This window comes from Nocardia sp. NBC_00511, from assembly GCF_045161165.1.
In the GTDB taxonomy this organism is placed as follows: Bacteria; Actinomycetota; Actinomycetes; order Mycobacteriales; family Mycobacteriaceae; genus Nocardia.
The window spans coordinates 3487528-3512185 of sequence record NZ_CP107849.1 but is presented as its reverse complement, the minus strand read 5'-3'; the positions used below and the strand labels follow the sequence as shown (position 1 = coordinate 3512185).

Annotated in this window: 20 protein-coding genes; 6 read left to right on the top strand and 14 right to left on the bottom strand. The window is 68.1% G+C overall.

Annotated features, from left to right (window positions below):
* Window positions 1-34: 34 nt before the first annotated feature.
* On the top strand, window positions 35-1204 hold the full coding sequence (locus OG300_RS16655; RefSeq protein WP_405496900.1) for a low temperature requirement protein A: 1170 nt from the start codon (window positions 35-37) through the stop codon (window positions 1202-1204).
* Here OG300_RS16655 and OG300_RS16650 read toward each other — a convergent pair.
* The 4 genes from OG300_RS16650 to OG300_RS16635 form a co-directional block, all read right to left on the bottom strand.
* Complete coding sequence (locus tag OG300_RS16650) at window positions 1201-2013, bottom strand: SDR family oxidoreductase (RefSeq protein WP_405496898.1); 813 nt, start codon at window positions 2011-2013, stop codon at window positions 1201-1203. The two genes, OG300_RS16655 and OG300_RS16650, sit on opposite strands and share 4 nt — an antisense overlap.
* Window positions 2014-2346: 333 nt before the next feature.
* Window positions 2347-4077, bottom strand: coding sequence for an amidohydrolase family protein (locus OG300_RS16645; protein WP_405496896.1), 1731 nt, complete (start codon window positions 4075-4077; stop codon window positions 2347-2349).
* Window positions 4078-4145: 68 nt separating this feature from the next.
* Complete coding sequence (locus tag OG300_RS16640; RefSeq protein ID WP_405496894.1) at window positions 4146-5480, bottom strand: ATP-binding protein; 1335 nt, start codon at window positions 5478-5480, stop codon at window positions 4146-4148.
* Between the two features lie 50 nt (window positions 5481-5530).
* Window positions 5531-6193, bottom strand: coding sequence for a response regulator transcription factor (locus OG300_RS16635; protein WP_405496892.1), 663 nt, complete (start codon window positions 6191-6193; stop codon window positions 5531-5533).
* Between the two features lie 74 nt (window positions 6194-6267).
* Here OG300_RS16635 and OG300_RS16630 point away from each other — a divergent pair, with 74 nt between their 5' ends.
* The 4 genes from OG300_RS16630 to OG300_RS16615 all read left to right on the top strand — a co-directional run bounded on the left by OG300_RS16630 (window position 6268) and on the right by OG300_RS16615 (window position 11124).
* Window positions 6268-8217 carry a glycoside hydrolase gene (locus OG300_RS16630; protein WP_405496890.1) on the top strand — a complete coding sequence of 650 codons (1950 nt, stop codon included), beginning with the start codon at window positions 6268-6270 and terminating at the stop codon, window positions 8215-8217.
* Window positions 8218-8240: 23 nt separating this feature from the next.
* Window positions 8241-9152, top strand: a complete 912-nt coding sequence (locus OG300_RS16625) for an endonuclease/exonuclease/phosphatase family protein (protein ID WP_405496888.1) — start codon at window positions 8241-8243, stop codon at window positions 9150-9152.
* Window positions 9153-9184: 32 nt separating this feature from the next.
* Window positions 9185-9643 carry an SRPBCC family protein gene (locus OG300_RS16620; protein WP_405496886.1) on the top strand — a complete coding sequence of 153 codons (459 nt, stop codon included), beginning with the start codon at window positions 9185-9187 and terminating at the stop codon, window positions 9641-9643.
* Between the two features lie 137 nt (window positions 9644-9780).
* Window positions 9781-11124: an ABC1 kinase family protein gene (locus OG300_RS16615; protein ID WP_405496884.1), complete on the top strand. Its 1344-nt coding sequence runs from the start codon at window positions 9781-9783 to the stop codon at window positions 11122-11124.
* Here OG300_RS16615 and OG300_RS16610 read toward each other — a convergent pair.
* From OG300_RS16610 to OG300_RS16585, 6 genes are all read right to left on the bottom strand, one after another.
* The gene (locus tag OG300_RS16610; RefSeq protein ID WP_405496882.1) at window positions 11106-12656 is read right to left on the bottom strand and encodes a flavin-containing monooxygenase; all 1551 of its coding nucleotides are present in this window, start codon (window positions 12654-12656) and stop codon (window positions 11106-11108) included. The two genes, OG300_RS16615 and OG300_RS16610, sit on opposite strands and share 19 nt — an antisense overlap.
* A gap of 16 nt (window positions 12657-12672) precedes the next feature.
* On the bottom strand, window positions 12673-15249 hold the full coding sequence (locus OG300_RS16605; protein ID WP_405496880.1) for an SDR family NAD(P)-dependent oxidoreductase: 2577 nt from the start codon (window positions 15247-15249) through the stop codon (window positions 12673-12675).
* A gap of 29 nt (window positions 15250-15278) precedes the next feature.
* Window positions 15279-16769, bottom strand: a complete 1491-nt coding sequence (locus tag OG300_RS16600) for a flavin-containing monooxygenase (protein ID WP_405498574.1) — start codon at window positions 16767-16769, stop codon at window positions 15279-15281.
* A 289-nt stretch (window positions 16770-17058) separates the two neighbouring features.
* The gene (locus tag OG300_RS16595) at window positions 17059-18504 is read right to left on the bottom strand and encodes an ABC1 kinase family protein (protein WP_405496878.1); all 1446 of its coding nucleotides are present in this window, start codon (window positions 18502-18504) and stop codon (window positions 17059-17061) included.
* Window positions 18505-18617: 113 nt separating this feature from the next.
* A complete protein-coding gene (locus OG300_RS16590; protein ID WP_405496876.1) occupies window positions 18618-19424 on the bottom strand; it encodes an amino acid-binding protein in 807 nt (268 codons plus the stop codon).
* Window positions 19425-19594: 170 nt separating this feature from the next.
* A complete protein-coding gene (locus tag OG300_RS16585; RefSeq protein ID WP_405496874.1) occupies window positions 19595-19930 on the bottom strand; it encodes a TfoX/Sxy family protein in 336 nt (111 codons plus the stop codon).
* 133 nt (window positions 19931-20063) lie between these two features.
* Between OG300_RS16585 and OG300_RS16580 the strand changes: the two genes are divergently transcribed.
* On the top strand, window positions 20064-21152 hold the full coding sequence (locus OG300_RS16580) for a glutamate--cysteine ligase (protein WP_405496872.1): 1089 nt from the start codon (window positions 20064-20066) through the stop codon (window positions 21150-21152).
* 9 nt (window positions 21153-21161) lie between these two features.
* Here OG300_RS16580 and OG300_RS16575 read toward each other — a convergent pair whose 3' ends face one another.
* From OG300_RS16575 to OG300_RS16560, 4 genes are all read right to left on the bottom strand, one after another.
* Window positions 21162-22031, bottom strand: coding sequence for a hypothetical protein (locus tag OG300_RS16575; protein WP_405496870.1), 870 nt, complete (start codon window positions 22029-22031; stop codon window positions 21162-21164).
* 109 nt (window positions 22032-22140) lie between these two features.
* The gene (locus tag OG300_RS16570) at window positions 22141-22626 is read right to left on the bottom strand and encodes a DUF4333 domain-containing protein (RefSeq protein ID WP_405496868.1); all 486 of its coding nucleotides are present in this window, start codon (window positions 22624-22626) and stop codon (window positions 22141-22143) included.
* Between the two features lie 216 nt (window positions 22627-22842).
* The gene (locus tag OG300_RS16565) at window positions 22843-23469 is read right to left on the bottom strand and encodes an MBL fold metallo-hydrolase (RefSeq protein WP_405496866.1); all 627 of its coding nucleotides are present in this window, start codon (window positions 23467-23469) and stop codon (window positions 22843-22845) included.
* Window positions 23469-24554: an S-(hydroxymethyl)mycothiol dehydrogenase gene (locus OG300_RS16560; RefSeq protein WP_405496864.1), complete on the bottom strand. Its 1086-nt coding sequence runs from the start codon at window positions 24552-24554 to the stop codon at window positions 23469-23471. Before OG300_RS16560 ends, OG300_RS16565 begins: the two co-directional genes overlap by 1 nt.
* Window positions 24555-24658 lie beyond the last annotated feature (104 nt).

The following is a 24658-nucleotide window of genomic DNA, read 5'->3' as shown; positions in this document are numbered from 1 at the left end:
ATTCGACGACCCGGCCCGCTGTTATCGTCCGGCTATGTCCGAATCGGAATGTTCCGGGGGCGTGCTGCGGGGCAGCGGGGAACCCACCTCGGTCGGGTCGATCGAATTGTTCTTCGACCTGGTCTACGTGTTCACCATCATCCAGCTCTCGCACTTCCTGCTCGAACACGTGAGTTGGACCAGCTTCGCCCGTGCCGCGGTGCTGTTCGCGGCCGTCTGGTGGGGCTGGAATTACACGGCGTGGGCGATGAATTGGCTCGATCCCGAACATCCGGCGGTCCGCGGACTGCTGATCCTGCTCATGCTGGCCGGTCTGTGCATGGCGGTGGCCATCCCGCACGCCTTCGACGACCGCGCCGGAGTCTTCGTCGGGGCCTACCTGTTCCTGCAATGGGGTCGCAGCGCGTTCATGGTGTGGGCGTTCCGCCGGGATCCGGCGATGCGCCGCAACTACGCCATGCTGCTGGCATGGAGCGTGCTGGCCGGACTGGTGTGGGTGGCAGGCGTTTTCGTGCCCGGCAGCGCGCGGCTGGTGATCTGGGCGGTGGCGGTACTGCTCGACTACATCGCGCCCCGCGTCGGATTCTGGATTCCCGGGGTCGGCACCTCCGCCAATGCGACCTGGCCGCTGGCGGAAGGCCATCTCGCCGAACGCAATCGGCTCGTCTTCATCATCGCGCTCGGCGAGTCGGTCATCATCCTCGGCACGACGCTGGGCGGCGTCGACTGGACCGCGGCGGTGATCGCCGCCGCCGTCGTGGGTTTCGCCACCATCGTGCTGCTGTGGTGGCTGTATTTCAGCTACCGCACCGGCAATGCCGAGCATCACGACGCCGACCGTTCGGCCGCCACCGAATTGGCGCGCGGCGCATACGCTTACGCGCACGCCGTGATGGTGGGCGGCGCGATCGTGGTGGCGGTCGGGATCGAACTGGTGGTGGCGCACCCGGATTCGTCGACGAGCGCGGCGGTGGCGTGGACGGTGGTGGGCGGCCCCGCCATCTACCTGCTCGGCAACCTCGCCTTCAATGTCGCTCGCTACGGCCGCATTCCGTGGTCACGGCCGATCGCACTGCTGGCGCTGGCGATACTGCTGGCTTGCGCCACCCACCTGCACGCACTGGTCTTCGCCGCCCTGGCGATGGCGATCCTGCTGATTCTCGCCCTCGCCACCGGCGAACTCCGCCCGGCGCGTGCCGCCTAGCGCTTCAGCCCGTGCGCGCTCGCGATCAGCCGCTCCATGACCGTGCGCGGCAGGATGCGCCGCACCGCGAACATCAGCGGCGCATTGCTGCCGACCGCGTACAGCGGCCGCGGTCGATCCGAATCAACCGCTGCCACAATCGTTTTCGCGACCTTCTCCGGAGTGATGCCCTGCCCCATCTTGGCGTCGAGCACGGCCATCAGCTTGCCGAAATCCGTGGTGTGCGGTGAGCCCTCGTCGATGTACTTGGTGCGGCGCTCGCTCAGCCCGGTATCGATCTGGCCCGGCTCGATACTGGTGATCCACACCCCGAACGGCGATTCCTCGAACCGGGCGGCGGTGGCGAAGGTCCGCAGCGCGGCCTTGGTCGCCGCGTAGGAGGACCGGTAGGGCATGGGGAAGCTGCCCAGCATCGAGCCGACCATGACGACCCGGCCGTAGCCGCGCTCCCGCATACCGGGCAGCACGGCCTGGGTCAGCGCCACCGGTCCGAAGACATTGAGGTGGAACAGCCTTTCGATGGCCGGGCCGGGCAGCTCCGCCAGCGGCCCGGCCTGACTCTCCCCGGCATTGTTGATCAGCACGTCGACTGCCCCGAGCTCGGTCACGAACCGCTCGATGGAGGCGTTGTCGGTGAGATCGAGCGCCCGGTATTCGACCCCCGGCACCCGGTCGGCCGCGGCCACCTTGTCCGGATTGCGGCTGGTGCCGATGACCTTGTGCCCCTGCGCCGCGAAGGCCGCGGCGGTCGCCTTGCCGATGCCCGAGGACGCCCCGGTGACCACCACGGTGCGAGTCGAATTGCTCATAGCGCAGACGTTAGCCGCCGTCGCGTGGCGGGTGCCAGGTGCCCGGCCGCCGAATCGAGGATGCATCCGGCCACAGCCGCGACACCGGAGTGCAGCGCAGATGCCGGTGTCGCACCGATGACTCGTCGGTAACCGAACGAACGCCGAGCCAGATGCCGACTCCGAACGCGGGCGCCACCAGAATGGGAACTAGCAGGATGGCGGTGGAACTCATGGTGAGAAGACCTCGATTGCTGGTCGTCGTCCAGACCGGATGTGGATGAATCGCCAGGGCGCTCCGGCTGTTACGTGACGAATCGACTCAGACGTGCGAAGACGTCGAAGGTGAGGCCCTCACCGCCCGGTCGCGGCCAGGAAGGTGCCCGCGTGCAGCGTCGTACCGAAACCTTCGGCGAATTCGCCATATTCGTATACCGGGTGCCCGCCGACCAGCGTCGCCGCCACCGCGCGGTCGTTGCGATTGACCATTCGGTGCAGCCCGGCGATGCCCGGGAAGGGTGCTTCGGCATAGGCACTGCTGGAACCGTCGAACCCGGCCGGATCGATGACGGTGATATCGGCCCGCGCCCCTTCGGTCAGCCGCCCCGCGTCCAGTCCGTACCAGTCGGCGAGCTCACCGGTGAGCCGGTGCACCGCGGTCTCGAGCGGCATGAACCCGCGCTGATGCACCCGCTCGAGCATTCGCACACCGAAGTTGTAGAAGGCCATATTGCGAAGGTGCGCACCGGAATCCGCGAATCCCACCTGGACGACGGGGGAGACCTGCAACTGATCGAGGACCTCGGCGCGATCATTCGCGATCACCGTGCGCCAGCGCAGTTTCGCCCCGTGCTCGACCGCCAGATCCAGCAGTGCGTCGGCCGGATGAATAGCGCGCTCGTCACCCACCGCGCCGAACGACTTGCCGACCACCGTGGCATCCGGGCACGACACGATCACCGCGTCGTACAGATCGCGATGCCACACCCGCGGCCCGTACTTCTTGGCCAGATCCTTGCGGAAGCGCCGTCGATAGTCCTCGTCGGCCAGCAGCTCCCCGCGCTTCATGACATCGCGGATATTGAGCGCCGCCACCCCGGACCCGAACTCCTCGAACACCACCAGGTCCACGCCGTCCGCGTACACCTCGAACGGCACCGGCAGATGCTGCCACCGGAACGCCGCGCCCCCAACGGCATTCGCGATCCGCGCGGCGGTGGTGGCGGCCCGCGCGACGGTGCGATCCGCCTTCACGTCCATGCCCGCGATGAGCGTGGTCTTCAACGGCCGCCGCAACCGGCCCGCGCTCTGCGCGAAGTAGCGGCCGATCTCGGTGCGCGCCGTCAGGTTCGGCGTGCTCTGATGCACGCGGCCGCGCGCCCGCAGAATCTCGTTGAGCGCCCGGTACTCCCGCCAGGTGGCGTAGGTCGAGGGCAGCTGCCGGGTCGGGAAGCGCGACCCCTCCAGCTTCGAGAACGAACTGCGAATCGTCGACAGGCCCACGAATCCGGCGTCGAGGGCATCGCTGAGCATGCCGCGCATGAGATGCAGTTCGACATCGGTGGGCCGCGCCTGCGCGTCCACCGCGCGCGCCAGCCCCATCACCTTCACTCGCATATCCGAATGCCCAAGGAAGGCAGCGACATTCGCGCCCAGCGGCCGGGCCGCGATGGCCGCCACATACGATTTCGGCGAATCCCAGTCCTGATGCTCCTTGACCGCGGAATGCACCGCGTCCCACGGCAGCGCCTCGACCCGGGAGAACAGATCCGCGCAGTCCTCGGCGCCGGAGTACACGGTCGACAGCGAGCAGTTGCCCAGCACGATCGAGGTGACGCCGTGCCGCACCGATTCGCCCAGCCCGGGACTGCCCAGCACCTCGGCGTCGTAATGGGTGTGCACGTCCAGCATTCCGGGCAGCACCCACTTGCCCGCGGCATCGATGGTGCGCACCCCGTCGGGCAATGCCGTCACGCTGACCACGCTGACCTTGCCGCCGGTGACCCCGATATCGGCCCGCCGCCCCGGTTTCCCGGTGCCGTCGAATACCGTGCCCCCGCGGATCACCACATCGCACCGAGTCATCGCGACCACCCTTGTCCGCTCGATATCCGGATCTGATCCAGGCTAACGCGCATCCGGCGAGATGGACATCAGTCCGGGAAGGCGAGAACGAAGCGCGCGCCGTGCCCCGGCTCCGACTCGGCGCGCACGGTGGCCGCGTGCAATCCAGCTACCTGCGCCACGATCGCCAGGCCCAGGCCGTGCCCGGAAGTGGAACGGGCAGTGGCGGAACGGTAGAAGCGGTCGAAGACGTGCGGCAGATCGGCGGGGTCGATGCCGGGGCCCGCGTCCTGGACGATGAGCTCCCGATCGCGCACGCTGACCCGGACCGTGCCACCCGGCGGCGAGAACTTCGCGGCATTGTCGAGCAGGTTGGTGATCGCGCGGGCCAGCCGTGGCGGCGCGCCCGCAATGGTCACCGGCTGCAATTCCGCATCGAATGCAATTGCGGGCCAATGCCTTCGAGCCACCTCCAGACGATCGGCGACCAGGGTGTCCAGGCGCAGATCCTCGAGCGGATCCTGTGCCGCGTCGGGGTCGTCGGCGCGGGCCAGGTCGATGAGATCGGTGACCAGTCCCGACAATTCCTCGGACTGGGTGCGCAGTGCCGCCGCGGTCTCCTCGAGCTGCGCGGGGGACAGGCGCGAGGCCCGTTGCAGCAGGCCGATGTCGGTGCCCAACGCGGTCAGCGGCGTGCGCAGTTCATGCGAGGCGTCGGCGATCAGGCGCTGCTGGGCGGCCCGGGAATCGCGTTCGGCCCGCAGCGCGGCGTCGAGCTCGTCGAGCATGGTGTTGAAGGTGGTTGCCAGCCGGGCCAGTTCGTCGGAGCCGGTGACGGCGATGTGCTGCGCGGGATCGCGGGTGCGGGCCACCCGCTCGGCCGCCGTCGTCAGCGTGGCCACCGGTGTGAGGGCCCGCCGCGCCAGCACCACCCCGATTCCGGCGGCCAATACCAGCCCGAATCCCGCTGCGAGCAGCAGCGCGATCCCGACGCGCCGCTGGCCGGTGTCGACGGTATCGGCACGCTGCGCCACCTGTACCGCACTGCCGGGGCGCAACTGCGCGGTGTACATCAGCATCCGATTGCCGTGCATGGTGAACTCACTGAAGAAGGCGTCCTCGGATCCGCTTGCCACGTAGTGGGTTCCGTCCTCGACCGGCAGCGGCACATCGGATTCCAGGGTGCCGTCGGCGTGCACCACCTGCACACAGCTCGGTGCGGCCAGATACTCACATGCCCCCGAGCTGGTCGCGACCGCCGGATCCGCCGGATACTGCCGCACGATGCGGGTGGCCTGGCTGCGCAACGACAGCTTCAGCGCACTGTTGAATTCGTGCCCCGCCACCACGTACGCCGCGGCCGCCATCCCCGCCAGCGCCACCGCCATGGCCAGCACGAAGAACACCGCGATCCGCTGTCGCAACCCGAACGGTCTGCGCGCCGCTCGCCCCGAATCGATTGCTGCCGTGCGGTTCACGTCGGACCCAGCCGATACCCGACCCCGCGCACGGTGTGAATGAGCACCGGCTCGCCATCCACCTCGACCTTGCGGCGCAGGTACCGGATGTACACCTCGAGCGCGTTCGACGAGTTGTGCCCCCACACCCGGTCGATCAGCGTCTCGCGCGGCAATGCCTGCCCGGCATTGCGCAGCAGCACCTCCAGCAGCGCGAATTCGGTTCGGCTGAGCTCGATCTCGCGCCCGCCCCGGCGCACGGTGTGCGCGGCGGTGTCCAGCACCAGATCCGCCGCCGAGAGCACCACGCCGTCTTCGGGATTGGTGCGCCGCAGCAGCGCCCGCACCCGGGCCAGCAGCTCGTCGAGATCGAAGGGCTTGACCAGGTAGTCGTCCGCGCCCGCGTCGAGGCCCTCGATCCGGTCGGCCACCGCGTCGCGGGCGGTGAGCATGAGGATCGGGGTGCGGTCGCCGCGCCCGCGCAGCGTGCGGCAGGCGGTCAGACCGTCCATGAACGGCATCAGCACATCCAGCACCACGGCGTCCGGCTGCCAGCGAGCAACCTCGGTGAGCGCGGTCGCGCCGTCGCCCGCGGCGAGCGCCTCGTAACCTTCACTGTCGAGGGCGCGCACCAGCGCGTCCCGCACCGCCACCTCGTCGTCGACCACCAGTACTCGCACTCCACGGATCATACGGACGAGCTCACCTGGGTTTTCTCATCCGACTCTCATCGGTCCCGGTGAACCTGGGCGATATGAGACTTCGGAAATCGCATCGCGTCCCGGCGGTGCTCACCATTGCCGCGGTGACCGCGGCCGGGCTCACGGCGTGCGGAACCTCGACTGAACCCGCGACTCCGCGAATCGACGGCAACCAGGTGTCCGTTCCCATCACAGGTGGCACGGCCCGCATCGACACCACCTCCCTGGCGGTGACCGCCGACGCCGGGGGCAGCCATTTCGACCTGTCCTCCCCGGCCGGGGACGGACTCGGTGCGACCGGACCCGTGCGACTGACCGGATCCGCCGCCACCTGGACCTACCCGGACAAGGGACTGACCGCCTCGGCGACCGCCGCCGACGGCAGGCTGCGCGTCACCCTGCGCAGTGACCGCGACGGCACCCTGCATTGGCCGCTCACCGGCCACGACACCACCGCGGCGGCCTTGCAGATCCCACGCGGCGAGGGCCTGTCGCTGCCCGTGCGCGACCCGTTCTGGAACGGACCGGACACCGGCCTGACCGGCGAACCCCTCTCGCTCACCTCGGCTTTGACGATGCCGTTCTGGAGCTACCAGCTGGCGGGGCGGACCGCGAACTACATCGTGCCCACCGATATCGGCAGCAGCCTCACCGTCGATTCCGCGCACGGCGCGCTGACCGCCACTGCCGCACACGATTTCGCCGAGGGGGCCGGATCCCGCGACTACACCGTGGAATTCGCGCTCACCGGCGATTCACCGGTCGCCGGAGCGCAGGACTACCGCGACTGGCTCGTACATCAGGGCCGCTTCCGGTCCCTGCGCGACAAGATCGCCGCCAACCCGGAGATCGGCCGACTGCTCGGCGCGTTCCACGCCTACCTGTGGGGCGACGGCCGCAGTCCCGAGGCGATGAAGCAACTGCGCGACCTGGGACCCACCCGCATGTGGCTGGGCTACGACGCCGACGGCGAACCCATGTCCGCGGCCGCCATCGCCGCCGCCAAGGCCGCCGGATACCTTGCCGGACCCTACGATTCGTACGACAACGCCCAGGATCCCGCCACCGCCGACAATCCTTCCTCCCGCTGGCCGGGCACGATCTGGCCGGACGGCTGCGTCCACGACGCGGCGGGCGCCCCGGAAACCGGCTTCCACGGTCGCGGCTGCTACGTGAGTTCGCAAGCACTGAAACAACATCCGGAGCTCTACCGCGACCGCTATGCGGCCCTCACCGCCAATGGCGCGAACACCTACTTCCTGGACGTGGACGCCGCCGGTGAGTTCTTCGACGACCGCACCCCCGCGCACCCCATGACCCAGCGCCAGGATCGCGACAACCGCCTCGACCGCATGGCCTGGCTCGCCGACCGTCCCACCGTGCTCGGCTCCGAAGCCGCCGGAGCCTGGGCCGCACCGGTTCTCGCGTATAACCACGGCGGACAGACCCCGGTCTCTGATGGGTTCTGGAAGCTGCAACGCGACCGCGAGGCCTGGGGCCCGTGGTACCCCGCGAACGCTCCCGGCATCTTCTTCAAACCCGCCGCACTGCCCGCGAACCTGGTCACCGCGATGTTCGATCCGGCCTACCGGGTTCCCCTCTACGAGACCGCGCTGCACGACTCGCTGATCAACCTGGACCGCTGGGAACTGTCCTACGACAAACTGCCGCAACAGCAGACGATGCGGGCCCTGACCTCGATCCTCAACAACACGCCCTTGAACTTCGTCTTCGACCGCGCGACTCTCACCGAGCACGGGCCCGAAATGATGCGCCTGCAACAGTTCTTCGCGCCGCTGCACGAGGCGGCGGCCACCGAACCGATGACCGACTTCCGCCGCCTCACCCCCGACAACCTCGTGCAGCGCACCGTCTTCGGTTCCGGAACCCTCACGGTCACTGCCAATTTCGGCACGCAGGCATACCAGGGCCTACCCGGTGGGTGCGTCGACGCGCAGCTGAAGGGCGATTCCGGCCCCCGGCGACTGTGCCCCGCCCAGTGATCCGCGACCACACCCGGATCCAGGTGGAACCGGCAGTCTTCGTCTGTGCCGCAGGCCTACTCACCCTGCTGCTGCTCGGCCATCGCTGGATCCCCGACGTCCTCGGCCTCGGCGTCGCCCTCGACACGGCCACACCCTGGCTGGTACTACCGGTGCCGGTGCTCGCGGTGGCGGCCCTGCTGCGTGGCCGCCCGATCGGTGCCGTCGCCACCCTGGTGCCACTACTGGTGTGGGCGCACCTGTTCGCCTCCTGGTGGCTGCCGTCCCGCGCGGAAACCATTCCGCTCGCCAACCAACTCCGAGTGGTATCCCAGAACCTCTACGCGGGCAACGCTTCTCCCACAGCCACGGCCCATGCCCTCGCCGACCTCGACGCGGACGTCATCGCCGTGCAGGAACTGCCCGGCTCCGACAGCGCCCCGGTAGGGCGCATCCTCGACGCCGTCTACCCCTACCGTGAACAACGCGGCACCGTCGCCCTCTGGAGCCGCTACCCCACCTCCGACACCACCACCGTCGACGTAGGCATCGGCTGGCAACGCGGCCTACGCACCCACATCACGACCCCCCGAGGCGATCTCGTCGTCTATGCCGTCCACCTCCCCTCGGTCCGACCGACCGACACCGCAACCCGAGACCACGGCCTGACCGTCCTGTCCCGGCAACTGGCCACCGACCCCGCGCCCCACATCCTGGTCGCGGGCGATTTCAATACCGCCACCACAGACCGTCATTGGCGCGATTTCGCCCCCGGCTACCGCGATACCCAGCTCCTCGCGGGCTCCGATCCCGGCTTCACCTGGCCCGCCGCCTTCCCCATCGCCCGCCTCGACCACCTCCTGGTCCGCGGCCTGACCGTCGCCAACGCCGACGTCCATCACCTACCCGGTCCCGACCACCGCGCCGTCGCCGCCACCATCGCGGTGCCCGCCTAGCCGCCGTGGGGGTGGGATGGTTCGATCAGGGGATGAGCGAGAGCATCGAGGCTGTGCGTGTCGTGTCCGCTGAGCGGGAGATTGCCGCGTCTGCTGAGCGGGTCTTCGCGTTGATCGCGGATCCGGCGCAGCAGCCGTTTTGGGACGGGAATCAGAATCTTGCGAATGCGGCTGCGGGGCAGCGCATTACCGGGGTGGGGGAGTCGTTTTTGATGACGCTCACCACCGGGGCGGTGCGGGAGAACCATGTGGTGGAGTTCGAGGAGGGGCGGCTGATTGCTTGGCAGCCTTCGGAACCGGGTGCGGCTCGGCCCGGGCATCTGTGGCGGTGGGAGTTGCGGGATCTCGGTGATGGCCGCGCCCTGGTGACGCACACCTACGACTGGACGGTGCTGACCGACGAGAAGCGTCTGGTTCGGGCTCGGGCCACCACGCCGGAGATGTTGCGGGCCTCTATCGATCGGCTCGCGACGTTGGCCGAACAGGGCTGACGTTCGCGGTTCTCCTGGCCGGCCCGGTGATCGGGACCCGGGCGTGATCGACCTCGCCCGCCAACTCTTCTAGACTGTCTGAGACGGAGGAGTCGCGTGGGTGGCTCCGCACGTCCGTGGCAGGAAGGAACGGCAACGTGGCCGGACTCAGGAGAAAAGGCATCGCGCGGATGGCGAAGGTGGCCAGTATTCCGGCCACGCTGATGGTGCAGCGGGTGGCCGCCACGGGGAAGAGCCTGCTGTCGGGTGCGGAACGGGGGTCCGTCACCGATGAGATGCTCGACGCCGCCGCCGATCAGGTGTTCGCGGTGCTCGGCGAACTCAAGGGCGGGGCCATGAAGCTCGGGCAGGCGCTCAGCGTCGCCGAGGCCGGGGTGCCGCCGCGCTTCGCCGACCACTTCCGCGACGCGCTGACCCGCTTGCAGCAGGAAGCCCCGCCCATGCCGGTGGCCGACACCCACCGAATGCTGGACATGCAGCTGGGCACCGGGTGGCGAAAGCGGTTCGGGCACTTCGAGGATCAGCCGGTGGCCGCGGCCAGCATCGGGCAGGTGCATCGGGCGACCTGGCACGACGGGCGAGAAGTCGCGGTGAAGGTGCAGTATCCGGAGGCGGAGGAGTCGCTGCGCGCGGATCTCAAGATGCTGCAGATGGTTTCGGGGGCGTTCAACACGCTGCTGGCCGGGACCAATGCTCGCCAGCTCATCGAGGAGTTCCTGAACCGCACCGAGGACGAGCTCGACTACCGCATCGAGGCCGCCTATCAGCGCCGCTTCGCCAAGGCCTTCGCCGACGATCCGCAGTTCTTCGTGCCCCGGGTGGTGGCAGCCGCCCCGAAGGTACTGGTCACCGAGTGGATGGAAGGCACGTCGCTGACCCGGATCATCGCCGGAGGCACTCGCGCGCAACGTGATCGGGCGGGCTTGCTGCTGGCCGAGTTCGCGCTCTGCTCGCCGTCGCGGGTCGGCTGGCTGCACAGCGACCCGCATCCGGGCAATTTCCAGATCCGCCCCGACAATCGGCTGGGCGTCATCGACTTCGGGGCCTGCGCCGAGACACCGCACGGAATTCCGGCTGCGGCAGGGAAGTTGGCGCGCTGCGCGCTCACGGCGGACTACGAGGGTCTGGAGTCGGTGCTGCGTGCGGAGGGTTTCGTGAAGCCGGGCGCACCCCTCGACCTGGCTCCCATCCGCCGCCGCATCGAACCCATCGTGGCCCGCATCGACGGCGGTGCGAACTTCCATTTCTCCCGCGCGTTCCTTCAGGAGGAGGTAGCGCGCTCACTCGAGCCGGAGAACATCTCACTGACCAATGCCCGCGCGCTGCGAGCGCCCGTGGATCAACCCGAATACGCCATGTTCGGTCGCGTGCTCGGCGGTGTCGTCGGCATCTGCGCGCAGCTCGACGCCGAGGGCCCGTTCCTCGACCTGGTCGAGAAATGGGTCCCCGGCTTCGGGTCGGCTCAGGACGTCGCGTCCTGAAGGGCACGCACCGAGGTGGTGGTGTAGCGGTAGTCGTCCAGCGGGAAATGCCGGTTCTCCCAATACATTTCCAGCTGGGTCGACGGCCGGAAGGCCGCGCCGTCACCCTGATAGTTGATGTAGTAGGTGTTGGACGAGACGCAGCCCTGGCTGAACAGGTGGGTCTTCTTGGCCCGCTCGTCCATCCGCGCGAAGTAGCGGTCGTGCGGTTCCTGCCGGATCTCGATGCGGGTGGCGCGCCGCCGCAGCGTCTCCTTGATCGCTCGCGCCGCATGCGCCGACGTCGATTCGATCAGCGGAATGTAGGAGCCGGGCGCGTAGGCGTACGGCCCGACGATGAGGAACGCGTTCGGGAACCTCGGCACCGAAACCCCTTGGTACGCCTGGAATCTGTTGGTGTCCCAGAACTCGCCCAACTCCACGCCGTCGCGACCGTAGATCGGGTACGGCGGCGTGTAGCCCTTCTCCATCACCTTGAACCCGGTGGCGCACACCACCATGTCGAAGTCGCGCTCGCGCCCGTCCCCGCTCACGATGCCGGTCGTGGTGAAGTGCTCGATCGGGTCGGTCACCAGATCCACGTGCGGACGGGTGAAGGTCTTGAAGTACGCGTTGGAGATCGAGGGCCGCTTGCAGCCGAAGCGGTAGTCGGGGGTGAGCTTGCGCCGCAGCTCCGGGTCTCGCACCTGGCTGAAAAGGTAAGCCTTCAACGCGGTTTCGGCGACCGACAGGCCCACCGACGTGACCCGCGGATAGTTCGAGATCGCCAGCCCCGCACCCAGTCCGGCATTGACGCCCACATTGCCGACCGCCCGCACCGTGTGCTGTAGCGGCGCGAAGTTCAAGGCCGCGTTCAACACCGGACCCATCGGGAAGTCCGGTTTGGGAGCGATCCAGATGGCCCGGCGCTGATACACGCTCAGCTGCGCTGCGTGACGGGCCAATTCGGGAATCAACTGCAACGCCGTGGCCCCGGTGCCGATCACCGCGATCCGCTTGCCGGTCACGTCGTAGTCGTGATCCCAGCGGGAGGTGTGCATGATCTTGCCGTCGTACTTGTCGATTCCGGGGATATCCGGATTGTTCGGCTGCTCCAACCCGCCGACCGCGCCGATGGTGAACCGGCTGGTGATCTCGTGCCCATCGTCGAGGGTGATGCGCCAGCGATCGTGCTCCTCCTCGAACACCCCCTTCACCGCGCCCGCGCCCAGCCGCAGCTTGTCACGCAACCCCTGCTTGTCCACCACCTCTTCGGCGTAGCGCTGCAACTCCTCGCCGGGTGCGAACAGCCGCGACCAGCGCGAGCGTGGCTGGAACGAGAAGTTGTACACCGGCGACGGAACATCCACGGCCACACCGGGATAGGTATTCGCCAGCCAGGTCCCGCCGACCTTCGGCCACTTGTCGATGATGACGAAATTCTCGATCCCCGCCCGGCGCAGCGCGACACCCGCGCCGATACCGCCGAGCCCCGCGCCGATGATCACGACGTCGTAGGTGGGCAGGGAACCGGAACCATTGGTAGAACTCATGATGCGAACCTCGTGTCTAGGAAGGCTGTGATTCGGTAGCGGGCCGAGCGACGATCTCCGGAAGCTGTTGCCGCCGAAGTTTTCCCGCTGTGGTCCGCGGCAGCTCGGCCGCGAAGACGATCTCGCGCGGAACCTTGTAGTTGGCCAGGGTGGACTTGATATGTGCTTGCAGCACAGCGACACTCGCGCCAGCACCGTCCTTGAGCACCACGACCGCCGCCAGCCGCTGCCCGAAATCCGCGTCCGGCACGCCCACCGCCCCCGCGTCGGCGACCGCCGGATGCGCCAGCAGCGCCTCCTCCACCTCCTGCGGGAAGACGTTCTCGCCGCCGGAGACGATCATGTCGTCGGAGCGCCCGTCGATGAACAGTCGCCCGAGTTCGTCGACATGGCCGAGATCGCCGGAGTCCATGTACTTTCCGAGCATGGTCTTGGTCTTGCCGTCGCTGTAGCCGTGGAACAGGCCCGGGTTCTTGTTGATGATCCGACCGGTGGTCCCGGTCGGCACCTCGCGCCCGTCGGAGTCCACGATGCGAATGTCGACGATCCCGGTCGGCGGCTTGCCCACGGTGCCGGGCGCGGCCCGCAGGTCCGCCGGTGTCGCGATCGCGCCCGCTCCGGTCTCGGTGGAGGCGTAGCCGTTGAACAGCACCTCACCGAACTCGTCCATGAACGTGCCCGCCAGCCACGGCGGCAGCGGCGCGGCACCGCACACCACCATCTGCAGGCTGTCGACGTGATAGCCGTGCCGTTCCGGCGGCGGCAGGTCCATGATGCGTTTGAGCATGGTCGGCACCAGGCAGGCGATGCGCACCCCGTGGCGTTCGATATCGGCGAGCACCGTCTCGGCATCGAATCGCTCGTGCACGATGGCCGTGGATCCGAGCGCGAAAGCCGCGATCAGCGCGAGGAATCCGTAGGTGTGATGCAGCGGCGGCGCGACGATCATGGGTTCGCCGAGCCGGGGAATCGGCTCGATCTTGGCGAGATCCTCGAGCGCCAGGAGCATGCGCGGACTCAGGCCGACGGCCGCGGAACCCGCACCGCGCAAACCCAATTGGCGTGGCGCGCCCTTCGGGACACCCGTGGTGCCACCGGTGAGCAGGACCAGCGAGCCGCCGTAGGCCGGTTCCCGCACCGCGGGCCCTCCCGCCGCGACCAGCTCGGCCACGGTGGGCAGTCCCCGAGCGCCACCCCGGACGATCACCTGTCGGCCGTGATACCCGGATTTCTCTATCTCACCGTGGAATTCGCCGTCGTAGAACAGCAAGTCCACACCCTCGCGGTCGAGCACCTCCCCTATCTGCGGACCGGCGAACCCGTAGTTCAGCGGCACCAGATCCGCCGACAGCCGCGCGGCCGCGTAGCAGGCGAGCACGAACCCGCGATGATTGCGGCACAGCACCCCGACCCGATTGCCGCGCCGGATATCCCAGCGCGCCCGCAGCGCCGCTGCCAGCCGCCGCACCTGCTCGTCGAGTTCGGCCGCGGTGATCGGCCCGTCATCGTCGATCAGCGCGGGTCGATCCGGAAACCGCGCCGCGAAACTCGACAGCACCGTCGCCGGTCCGACGCCACCGCGCAGTGCCCAGGCCAGCTGTGGAATCCTGCTGGGCGGCACCAGTTTCAGCGCGCCACTGGACGGCACCCAGCCGGCGACGGTGACGGCGTCGTCGAGCAGGTTGACCGCCCGCTCCACCCGCCCGATCGGTCCGGCCCAGTCGGTCGGGCGATTGTTCCAGTTGCCGGCCTTGGCATACTGGGTCAGCATCCATTGCGCGGCACGGGAATTGTCCAGTGCGTACGACATCGGCGCGGCGGCCCGTTCCCACCAGGGGCGAATCGCCAAGGGCCGATCCACGATCGCGCGGCACACCATGCTCGCCGCCTCCTCGGGCGACATGCTCGGGGTGTAGCGGTAGATCCGGTACGGGCCCAGCATGTCCGAGCGCACCAATTGCAGATGCACGGAGGTGACGGTGATGCCGTCGGCGCGCAATTCCGGCGCCGCCCCGCGCATCCAGGCATTGAACGCCGATTTGGTGGCGATGTAGGCGGTCCAGCCGACCGCCGGACCGTGCACCCCGGCGGTGCTGATATTCACGATGTGGCCGCGGTGGCGGGCCCGCATGGACGGCAGCAGGCTCAACACCAGCCGCACCGGACCCAGGTAGTTGATGTGCGCGGTGTCGTCGAAGTTGTCCCAGCGCTCCAGTGAATCCGACAGCCAGCGGCGAATCGACTTGCCCGCGTTGTTGACGAAGACATCGACGCGGCCGTGGTCGGCGAGCACCCGCGCGATCAATGCCGCGCAGGCGTCCGGATCGGCGAGATCGGCCGGATAGGGGTGCACTGTCCCTGGCACGCCGGACATTTCGTCGCGGAGTTCCTCGAGCAACGCGGTGCGGCGGGCCACGGCCAGCACGGTGGCCCCATTGGCTGCCAGGCGGCGCGCGGTCGCCCGCCCGACCCCGCTGGACGCGCCCGTAACCAGGATCACCTGGCCGGTCACGGCGGCTCCGAGCCGCCGGTCGCTGATCCCGGGACTGGCCGCGCCGAGCGCGATCCGCAGGGATTTCGGTAGTTCGATCATGGCTCGACTTCCTTGTCGGGCAGCCCGATTCAGGCGGTGCGGATATCGAATTCGTAGTCGGAGAACGGGAATCGATGGTGAGCGCGCCGCGCCGCGAAGAACCCGGTCGGACGGATATAGGTGCTGTCACCCTGGGAATTGCGGTAGTAGGTTGGCACGTGCGCGTTGAGTTCGGCCAGGTAGTAACGCATGGCCTCGCCGTGCCGGTAGATGCGCTCGTGATAGGCGTCGTGCGCGGACTGCCGAATGGCGACGAAGGTCGCGCCCCGCCGCCGCGCCTCCGAAATCGCCCGCACCGCATGGTCGGCCGTCATCTCCACGAACGCGTGCCAGCCGCTGCCCGACCACGAATACGGGCCGACCAGCGTCCAGCGATTGGGCAGGATCGGCAGCGCCACACTCTGATACGCCTGCAAACCGTGCTCGGTGAAGAACTTGCCCAGATCGACACCGTCGCGCCCGATCACCATGCCCGGCGTGTAGGTCTCCGGATCGGAGAAGACGTGATAGCCGGTGGCCAGCACCACCATGTCGAAACCGCGCTCGACCCCGTCCCGGGTGCGGATGCCGTCCGCGGTGAAGCGCTCGATCGGATCGGTCACCAGCTCGACATTGTCGCGATTGAACGCCAGCAGATAACCGGTATTCGCGGTGGGCCGCTTGGCAATCGGCCCGTAGTCCGGAGTCAGCGCCGCGCGCACCTGCGGATCGCGCACCATCAACCGCAGCATGGCCCGATAGCCGCGGATCGCGGTGGCGTCCACGGCGCGCAGCGTCGGCCGCACCACCGGCATCGGCGTATTCGACATCACCCGCAACGCGGCATCGACCACCACCAGCGCCGAACCGTGAATCGCCGCCTGCAATCCGGGTGTCCGCAACACCGTCTGCACGGCGCGCGGAATGCGCGGATTCGGTTTCGGCACACACCACACCGGCGTGCGCTGGAACACCGTCAGGCTCCCCACCCGGCCCGCGATCGACGGGGTGATCTGCACCGAACTGGCCCCGGTCCCGATGATCGCCACCCGCTTACCGGTCAGGTCGTAGTCGTCGTCCCACTCCGAAGGCCGCTGCAACTTGCCCCGGTACTCGGCCAGCTCCGGAATCCCGGGATCCTCCTTGGGGCTGATGAACGCCCCGACCGCACTGACCACGAACCGGGCCGTGGTCTGCGTGCCGTCCGCGAGATGCAGAATCCAGCAGTGCCGTCGCTCATCCCATTCCTCGCTCAGCACGCAGGCGCCGAACCGGATGTGCGGATACAACCCGAACCGGCGCGCGACCGCCACGTGATAGCGCTTCACCTCCGGCCCGGAGGCGAACAGCTTGCTCCAGTTGGGATTTCGCGCGAACGAATACTGATAGGCCAGCGACGGGATATCGACTTCGAGACCGGGGTAGTGGTTCTCGTGCCAGCTCCCGCCCACGTCCTCGGCGCGCTCGAGAATCACGAAGTTCGAGATCCCGGCCTGCTTCAATTTCACCCCGGCCGCGATCCCGCCGGGCCCCGCGCCGATGACGGCGACCTCGTGATCGGGAGTGGCGGGAACCTCGGCTTCCGCAGGGCTGTCGGCAGATTCGGTCTCGGCTGGCGTGGCGGTGTCGCCGGTGGATTTCGGGGTGCGGCGGGCAGGTTTCGCTGCGCTGCCACCAGAGGATGCAGGGGTCACGACGGGACCTTCCGGACGGACTCCGGCGCTGCGCTGCGCCGGTCGTGTCACCCAGGGTAAGTCTGTCTGGGACAGTGATCAAGACCCAGTGTGTAACACACCTGGTCCCGCGGTCCGTGAGGCCGGATTGGAGTGGTCAGCCCGCCGCGAACCCCGTGGCGGTGGTGGCGGCGCGACGGGCGCGCACCGCGTTCAGATCGGTCGGCTGCCCGGTGCGCTGCCGGTATCGTGCGATCACCGCGGCGAGATCGGGTGTCCAGCGCAGGATTTCATCGCGCAGGGGACCGGTGGTGTCGAGCTGGGCGATGGTGCCGACCAGGGTGGCCAGGCCGCGCTGGAAGGGCGTCAGATACGCGGGGACGTCGAGCTGGCGGTACACATTGTTCAGATCCGGGTCCACCACACTCCTGGTGAGCCCGCGCAACCAGCGCATGTCCAAGCGAAAGACGTCGTGCCGCAGCAGTTCACTGACCGGCAACAGCTTCGCGACCAGTGCCTCACTGTCGAAATCGCGCTGCGCGTCCACGAATCCGTGCCGCCGCGCGGTGATGTCCAACTCCCCGGGGTCACCGGTGAGCAGCGCGCTCACCAGATCGCGCAGCAGCGCCGGGAATCGTTCCGGCGGCCACGGCGGACACGCGCCGAAATCCACCACGCCCAGCCGCCCGTCCGGCAGCACCCGGAAATTGCCCGGATGCGGGTCGCTGTAGAGCAGCCCCGAGCGCGGAGCGGAGGACCAGAAGAACCGCGCCGCCAGCAGCCCCACCCGATCGCGTTCGGCCTGCGCACCCGAATCGATCAAGCGCGACAGCGGGATTCCGTCCAGCCACTCGCTCACGATGACGTCGCCGCGCTGCGCCACCACCTGTGGGACCCGGAAATCCGGATCGTCGGCGTAGGCGGCGGCGAAGCGGCGCTGGCTGTGCGCCTCGGCCTCGAAATCGAGTTCGGCGCGCACACATTCGGCCAGCTCGTCGACGAAGGCGCGGGAATCCAGGTACGGCGCGAAAACCGGTGTCAGCCACGCCAATCCGCGCAGCTGCCGCAGATCGGCGTCGATGGCCGCGCGAGCGCCCGGATACATCACCTTCACCGCCACGGTCCGGCCGTCGTGCCAGGTCGCCCGGTGCACCTGCCCGATGCTGGCGGACGCGGCCCGGCGATCGTCGAAGGCGCGGAAGTCGTCTCGCCACCGCGGCCCGAACGATTCCGCGAGCACCCCGTGCACACTGCGCGGCAGCATGGGCGGCACGGCGTCCTGGAGACGGCTCAGCGCGATGCGGTAGGGCTCGGCCAGATCCGGCGGCAGCGCCAGCTCGTAGATGGCCAGGATCTGCCCCAATTTGGCGGCGCAGCCCTTCAATTCGCCGAGCACCTCGGCCATGTGCTCGGCGGTGCGCAGCTGGATCGCCCGATCCACCTCGTCGGCGGGGCGGCCGAGCGCTCGTTTACCGGCGCCGGCCATCCGGCGTCCCGCGTAGGACAGCGGTACCGCGGCCAACCGGCCGGACCGGGCCATCCGACCTGCGGGCGGATTCGCGCCCGGGTCCTGGTCATCCCGCCGAGCCCGCCGAAAACTCATCGATCAACCCCTCGTGCGCGTCGGAGCGAATGCGCACAGGCAGTCTGCCACGAAGTGAAACCGGACGGACTGGAATCCCGTACCGCGCGGTAGCTTCTCCGGGCGGCCGCTGGTCAGGGCTGTCGGACCGACACCAGCGCGAGATCTGCCAGGCGATGGGCGCGAGCGATCTCGGCCGGGGTGAACGGCTCCCCGCTGCGCAGGAATGTCATAGGGTCCAGCTTCTCCGGCGGCGCGATCTCGAGCAGGGTACTGCCCGGCACCCGATCCGGATCCGGCGTCGGAACATATTGCGCCCCCAGCAGTTCCGCGATCACCAGCGGCAGCTCCGCGGGATCGGCGGCCACCCGGGTCGCCAGGCCCAGCGCCCGGGTCTGCCCGTCGACCAGGGTCAGCGCCGAGGCGGGCCAGATGCCGACCGGCACGCCCCCGGCCCGGGAAATGGCCTGGGTCAGGCGATTCGGGGCCACATCGGCCGGGGTGGAGACGATCAGCTCGTCGAGCACGCCGTTCTCCAGATGGTGCACGTGCACGGTGAGAATATTGGCGCGGCGAATGGCCAGCTGCTTGGCGAGCAGTTCGAGGCGGCCGGGCTTGTTGTCCAGGCGCACCCGGATGCGCCACAGCCGTTCGGCGCTGTCTAGGTGCGCGCGGTGCTGCAATTCCGGGCCGTGCAGCCAGCGGCCCAGGTACCGCATGGCACCCGGTTCGACCACCCAGATGACGAGGATGGTGGTGGTGATGGTCAGCACCGCCACCATCGCCAGGTACGGCAATTCGAGATGGATCACCAGCGCGTGCAGCGCCAGCTCGACCGGGAAGACCGCGCCGAGTTTGGCCAGCGTCAACCGGGTCCGGCGGGGGTGGGGCAGTCGTCCGCACACTTCGCATGCCAGCGCATGTATCTCGGATTGCCTCATGTTCACCAGATTCCGCGACCGAGGTTTCGGCACTGTGCCGCGGTGTAAAGCCGCGATGAATCATCGCGGGAAAGAGCTTGGGGCAGCACACAATCGAGTGAACCGAGACACACGCCGTCGCGCGCTGTGCCGCAGCGCACAGAATTTGCCTCGATAAACCGGCGGGCGAGCTACTTGACCGGGAGGGTCCGCGCGAAGGACACCCCGCGCCGCACCCACTCGTCGAGCACCGCGTCGTCGGCCACCGTCTCGGTGCTGACCCGCAGCCAGCCGCGCATTTCGCGCCCGCCCATCACCATGGGTTCGACCGTGCCCGGTGACAGCAGCTCCGGGGCGTCCGCCGGATCCACCCGCACCATCAGACCGCCCTTACCGCTGGCCGCCACCGCCATATTGCCGCCGATCAGAAACGCCAGACCGCCGAACATCTTCTTCTGCACCGCCTCGGCCACATCCGGACCCAGACTGTCGCGGATGCGGTCGGCGAGCTGCTCGTCGTATGCCATCCCGATATTGTGCGCCCGTCCACCGACAGGGCCCGATCGGCTACCCTGCGGCCCGCTGACCAGCTAATTCCCTGCTCCCGAAGAGACCGTTCCGGCAGGTGTCGGGCGGCTCCGATTGAGGTACACAGGGTGAGTGGAAGACCCGCCGACAGTGGGTGTCGAAGAGGAGTTCCTCCTCGTGGATCCGCGTTCCGGTGTGCCCGTCGGTCGAAATGCCGACGTCGCCCGTACCGCAGCGGATTTCGGCATGGACCTGCAATTGGAAATCATGCGCTGCCAGGTGGAGACCACCACCCGCGTGCATACCAACACCGCCGACCTGCTCCGTGAACTGCGCGAATTGCGCCGTGGGGCAGCGGTCTGCGCCGAGAAGAACGACGCGCTGCTGCTCGCCGCGGCCGTACCCCCGACCATCCCCGATGACCTCGCCATCACCAATTCCCCGCGCTACTCCCGGATTTCGGAGAGCTTCGGGCGGCTCGCGCACGAGCAGGGCCTGTGCGGCTGCCACGTGCACGTCGCGGTGCCGGATCGGGCCGCCGCGCTGCGGGTGAGCAACTTCCTGCGCCCTTGGCTGCCGCTGCTGCTGGCGCTGACCGCCAACTCGGCCATCTACCGCGGCGGCGAAACCGGGTACGCCAGTTGGCGAAATATCCTTTGGCGACGCTGGCCCAGTGCCGGTCCGCCACCGCATTTCGACTCGGTGGGCGACTTCGAGACGGCGGTGGAGTCCATGCTGTCGCTGGGCGTCATCCTCGATCGCAAGATGGTCTACTGGGATGTGCGGCCCTCCAGCACCTTTCCGACGGTGGAGGTCCGCGTCAGCGACGTGCCCGCCACCGTGGAGGAAACCGCGCTGCTGGCCTGCCTGGTGCGGGCGTGCGCGATGACCGCGCGCACCATCGAGGTGGTGCCGCTGGTCGCGGAAGACACACTGCGCGCGGCATATTGGCGCGCGGCGCACGAGGGCATCGACGGCACCGCCATCGACCCGCTCGACGGTCACACCATGCCGGTCCGGGATCTGCTGGCCCGACTCATCGAGCACATCCGGCCCGCGCTCGAAGAACTGGGCGACCTGGACTTCGTCACCGAGACGGTGGCGGACGTGTTCGCCCGCGGCAATGGAGCGCGCCGCCAGCTCAACGCTTTTCGTGCCCGCGGCGAACTCGCCGACGTGATCGACGAGCTGGCCGAGGCCACCCTGTTCACCTGCCGATGAGAGGCGAAATCACTTCAGCTGCAAGCAGAGTGCGAAATCCTCGAGCTCCGGTCCGCCGCCGTAACTGACCTTGTGGGTGATGATCACGTCGGTGGCCGGGTACTGGGTATCGCACTCGGTGTCGGCGGTCGGCCCGGTCGGCTTGCCGAGCACGGTGGCCTGTGCGCGCTGGTCGCCGCAGTCCACGATCTCCACCTTGGGAGTGTTGTCGGTCTGGATCGGCCCGTTCGAATCCCACACGCAGTCACCGACTTTCGCAGCCTTCGCACCGCGGGTCGCGGGCGTGGTCGGCACCACCGGGGCGGTCGGGAAGGTCGGCATCACGGGCGCGTCGAACGTCGGCACCGGATAGGTGTTGTGGCTGCCCGAAGACGGGTAGCTGTGGTGGGAGGAGGAGGACGACGAGCTCGTCGCCGAGACGATCAGCAGCACGATCAGCCCGATCGGGACCACCAGACCGAGGATCTGCGGCCGCAGGTACAGCGGTTTACCCGGATCCATCGGCCGCGACGGCCCGCCGGGAATCGGCGGGGCCAGGCTGCCCAGGCGAGCGCGGTTGACCGCGTTGATCAACAGGGTGACCGGATTGGCCAGCAGGAACGAGATCGGTCCCCACCAACCCTGAACCAGGCTGTCGCCGGTCATCTTCCGGAAGGAGGCCAGCCCGCAGTCGCGGCAGTACGGTCCCGGCAGCTTGCGGAACTGCATGATGAAAACCATGCCGCGATGCGCGCGGAAGTCGAGGTCGAGGCCGGGGGTGGAGCCGCAGTAGCGGCAGTACACCCCGTTGGCCTGCGAGAACTGGGCGGGCGCCGGTTCGTGGTGGACCGGACCCGACGTGAATCGGGTATCGGCGAACGGCGATTCGGGCATGGACAAGCTGAGCAATCCCCCTGGGTGGAGCTGGAAACCGCCGTATTCAAGCACATCGGTGTGACAACCGCAGATTCCAGCTGAACAATCGCCCAGATTTGGGGGTGGATACGGATTACGGCATGGGCTGATCGTCGCGGATCATGTCGTAATTGACCTTGGTGCCTTCGACATTGGTGGTCTTGGCGGTGACGCCCCAGCGGGTGCCGTCGGTCTCGGTCACCACGCACCGCACCGTCGCACCGGTCGCGCCGCGCAGCAGGCCGTTGCAGGTGGAGGACTGCGGGGCCTGTCCGACCTGCTGCTGATAGAACTGCGAGACGCTGGTCGCGATGTCGTCGGGGCTGACGAAGGCGTCGTTGATGTTGATGTCGTAGTAGGCGTCGCTGCCGTCCACCTTGGTGACCTTGGTGGTGACGTTCCAGTTCTGCCCGTCGGCGGAGGTGATGGTGCAGTTCTGGGTGGCGTCCACCTTGGCCTGCAGATCCCCGTCGCAGGCGACCGTTTTCGCGTCTTCGTGGGACTTGTCCTTGAACAGGCTGCCCACCTTGGTCTGCACGTCGGTCTTGCTGACCGAGCCGGGGCTGGACGAACAACCCACGGCGATGAGAGGTACACACACGAGTGCCAGAACGGCTGTCAGGTTTTTCATGAACAACTTTAGGGGTGGTCGGCCCTGAAAAATCTTGAAATTCGCTGTGCGAACCTGGCAAATCCGGCGTGTCGGGGGAGGCCGCGCCGTGCAAATGTCCGAATTGAGGGGTGCCCCTAACGGACCGGTCCGAACTGGGGCCCGGACCGGACCGCGGGCACGTGATCAGGCGTCTTGCTCGCGCCACTCCGACAGCTGCGGAGCCTCGTTGCCGATGGTGGTCGAGTCGCCATGCCCGGTGTGCACCAACGTTTCCGGCGGCAGGGTCAGCAGCCGGTCCGCGATCGAATCGACGATGGTGCCGTGATCGGAGAACGACCGTCCGGTCGCGCCGGGGCCGCCGTGGAACAGGGTGTCACCGGTGAACACCACCCCGAGATCGGGGGAGTGGAAGCACACCGCGCCGGGCGCGTGGCCCGGCGTGTGCAGCACGTGTAGTTCGGTGCCGCCGATCGCGATGGTCTGCTTGTCGGTCAGCTCGCCGTCGGGTGCGGTGTCCGGATGCGTCTGGTGCCACAGCACCAGATCCTCCGGGTGCAGCAGCACGGGAGCGCCGGTGGCCCTGGACAATTCGGGTGCCACCCGCACGTGGTCGTCGTGCGCGTGGGTGAGCAGGATGGCCTTCACCACACGGGTGCCGATCACGTCCAGGATGGCCGCGACATTGTGCGGGGCGTCGATCACCACGCATTCCAGATCGTCGCCGACGACCCACACATTGTTGTCGACCTCGAAGGTCTCACCGTCCAGGCTGAAGGTGCCGCTGGTGACGGTGTGGTCGATGTGCGCCATCAGAACACCACCACCGAGCGCAGCACGTCACCGTGATGCATCTTGGTGAAGGCGTCCTCGACCCCGTCGAGCGGGATGGTCTCGGAGACGAAGCCGTCCAGATCCAGGCGGCCCTGCTTGTAGAGCTCGATCAGATACGGGAAGTCGCGCGAGGGCAGGCAGTCGCCGTACCACGAGGACTTCAAAGACCCACCGCGCGAGAAGAAGTCGATGAGCGGCATCTCCAGGGTCATCTCCGGGTTCGGGACGCCCACGAGCACCACGGTGCCCGCCAGATCGCGGGCGTAGAACGCCTGCTTCCAGGTCTCCGGACGGCCGACCGCGTCGATCACCACGTCCGCGCCGAAACCGTCGGTGAGTTCCTGAACCCGTTCCACCGCATCCTCTTTCGCGGCGTTGACGGTGTGGGTGGCCCCGAAACCCTTGGCCCACTCCAGTTTCCGCTCGTCGATATCGACGGCGATGATGGTGGTGGCGCCCGCCAGCTGCGCGCCCGCGACGGCCGCGTTGCCGACACCGCCGCAGCCGATCACCGCGACGCTGTCACCGCGGCTCACGTTGCCGGTGTTGATGGCCGCCCCCAGGCCCGCCATCACACCGCAGCCCAGCAGGCCCGCCGCGGCGGGGGAGACGCTGGGATCCACCTTGGTGCACTGCCCGGCGTGCACGAGGGTCTTCTCCGCGAACGCGCCGACGCCCAGCGCCGGGGTGAGCGGAGTGCCGTCGGTCAGCGTCATCGGCTGTGCGGCATTGAAGGTCGAGAAGCAATACCAGGGCTTGCCTTTTCGACAGGCCCGACAGGAACCGCAGACGGCCCGCCAGTTCAAGATGACGAAATCGCCGGGCGCCACATCGGTGACGCCCTCGCCCACCGATTCCACGATGCCCGCGGCCTCGTGTCCGAGTAGGAACGGAAATTCGTCGTTGATGCCGCCCTCGCGGTAATGCAGATCGGTATGGCAGACCCCGCAGGCCTGCACGGTGACCACGGCTTCGCCCGGACCCGGATCGGGGATGACGATTTCGGTCACTTCCACGGGCGCGTTCTTGGAGCGTGCGATGACGCCGCGCACAATTTGGGACAACGAAAATTCCTTCCTGGCAAACGCAATGTCTTCGACTATGGCATCCGGTCTGGGCCACGTCACGTGGTAACTCCCGACACCCGGGACGAAACGCCTTGTGGCCG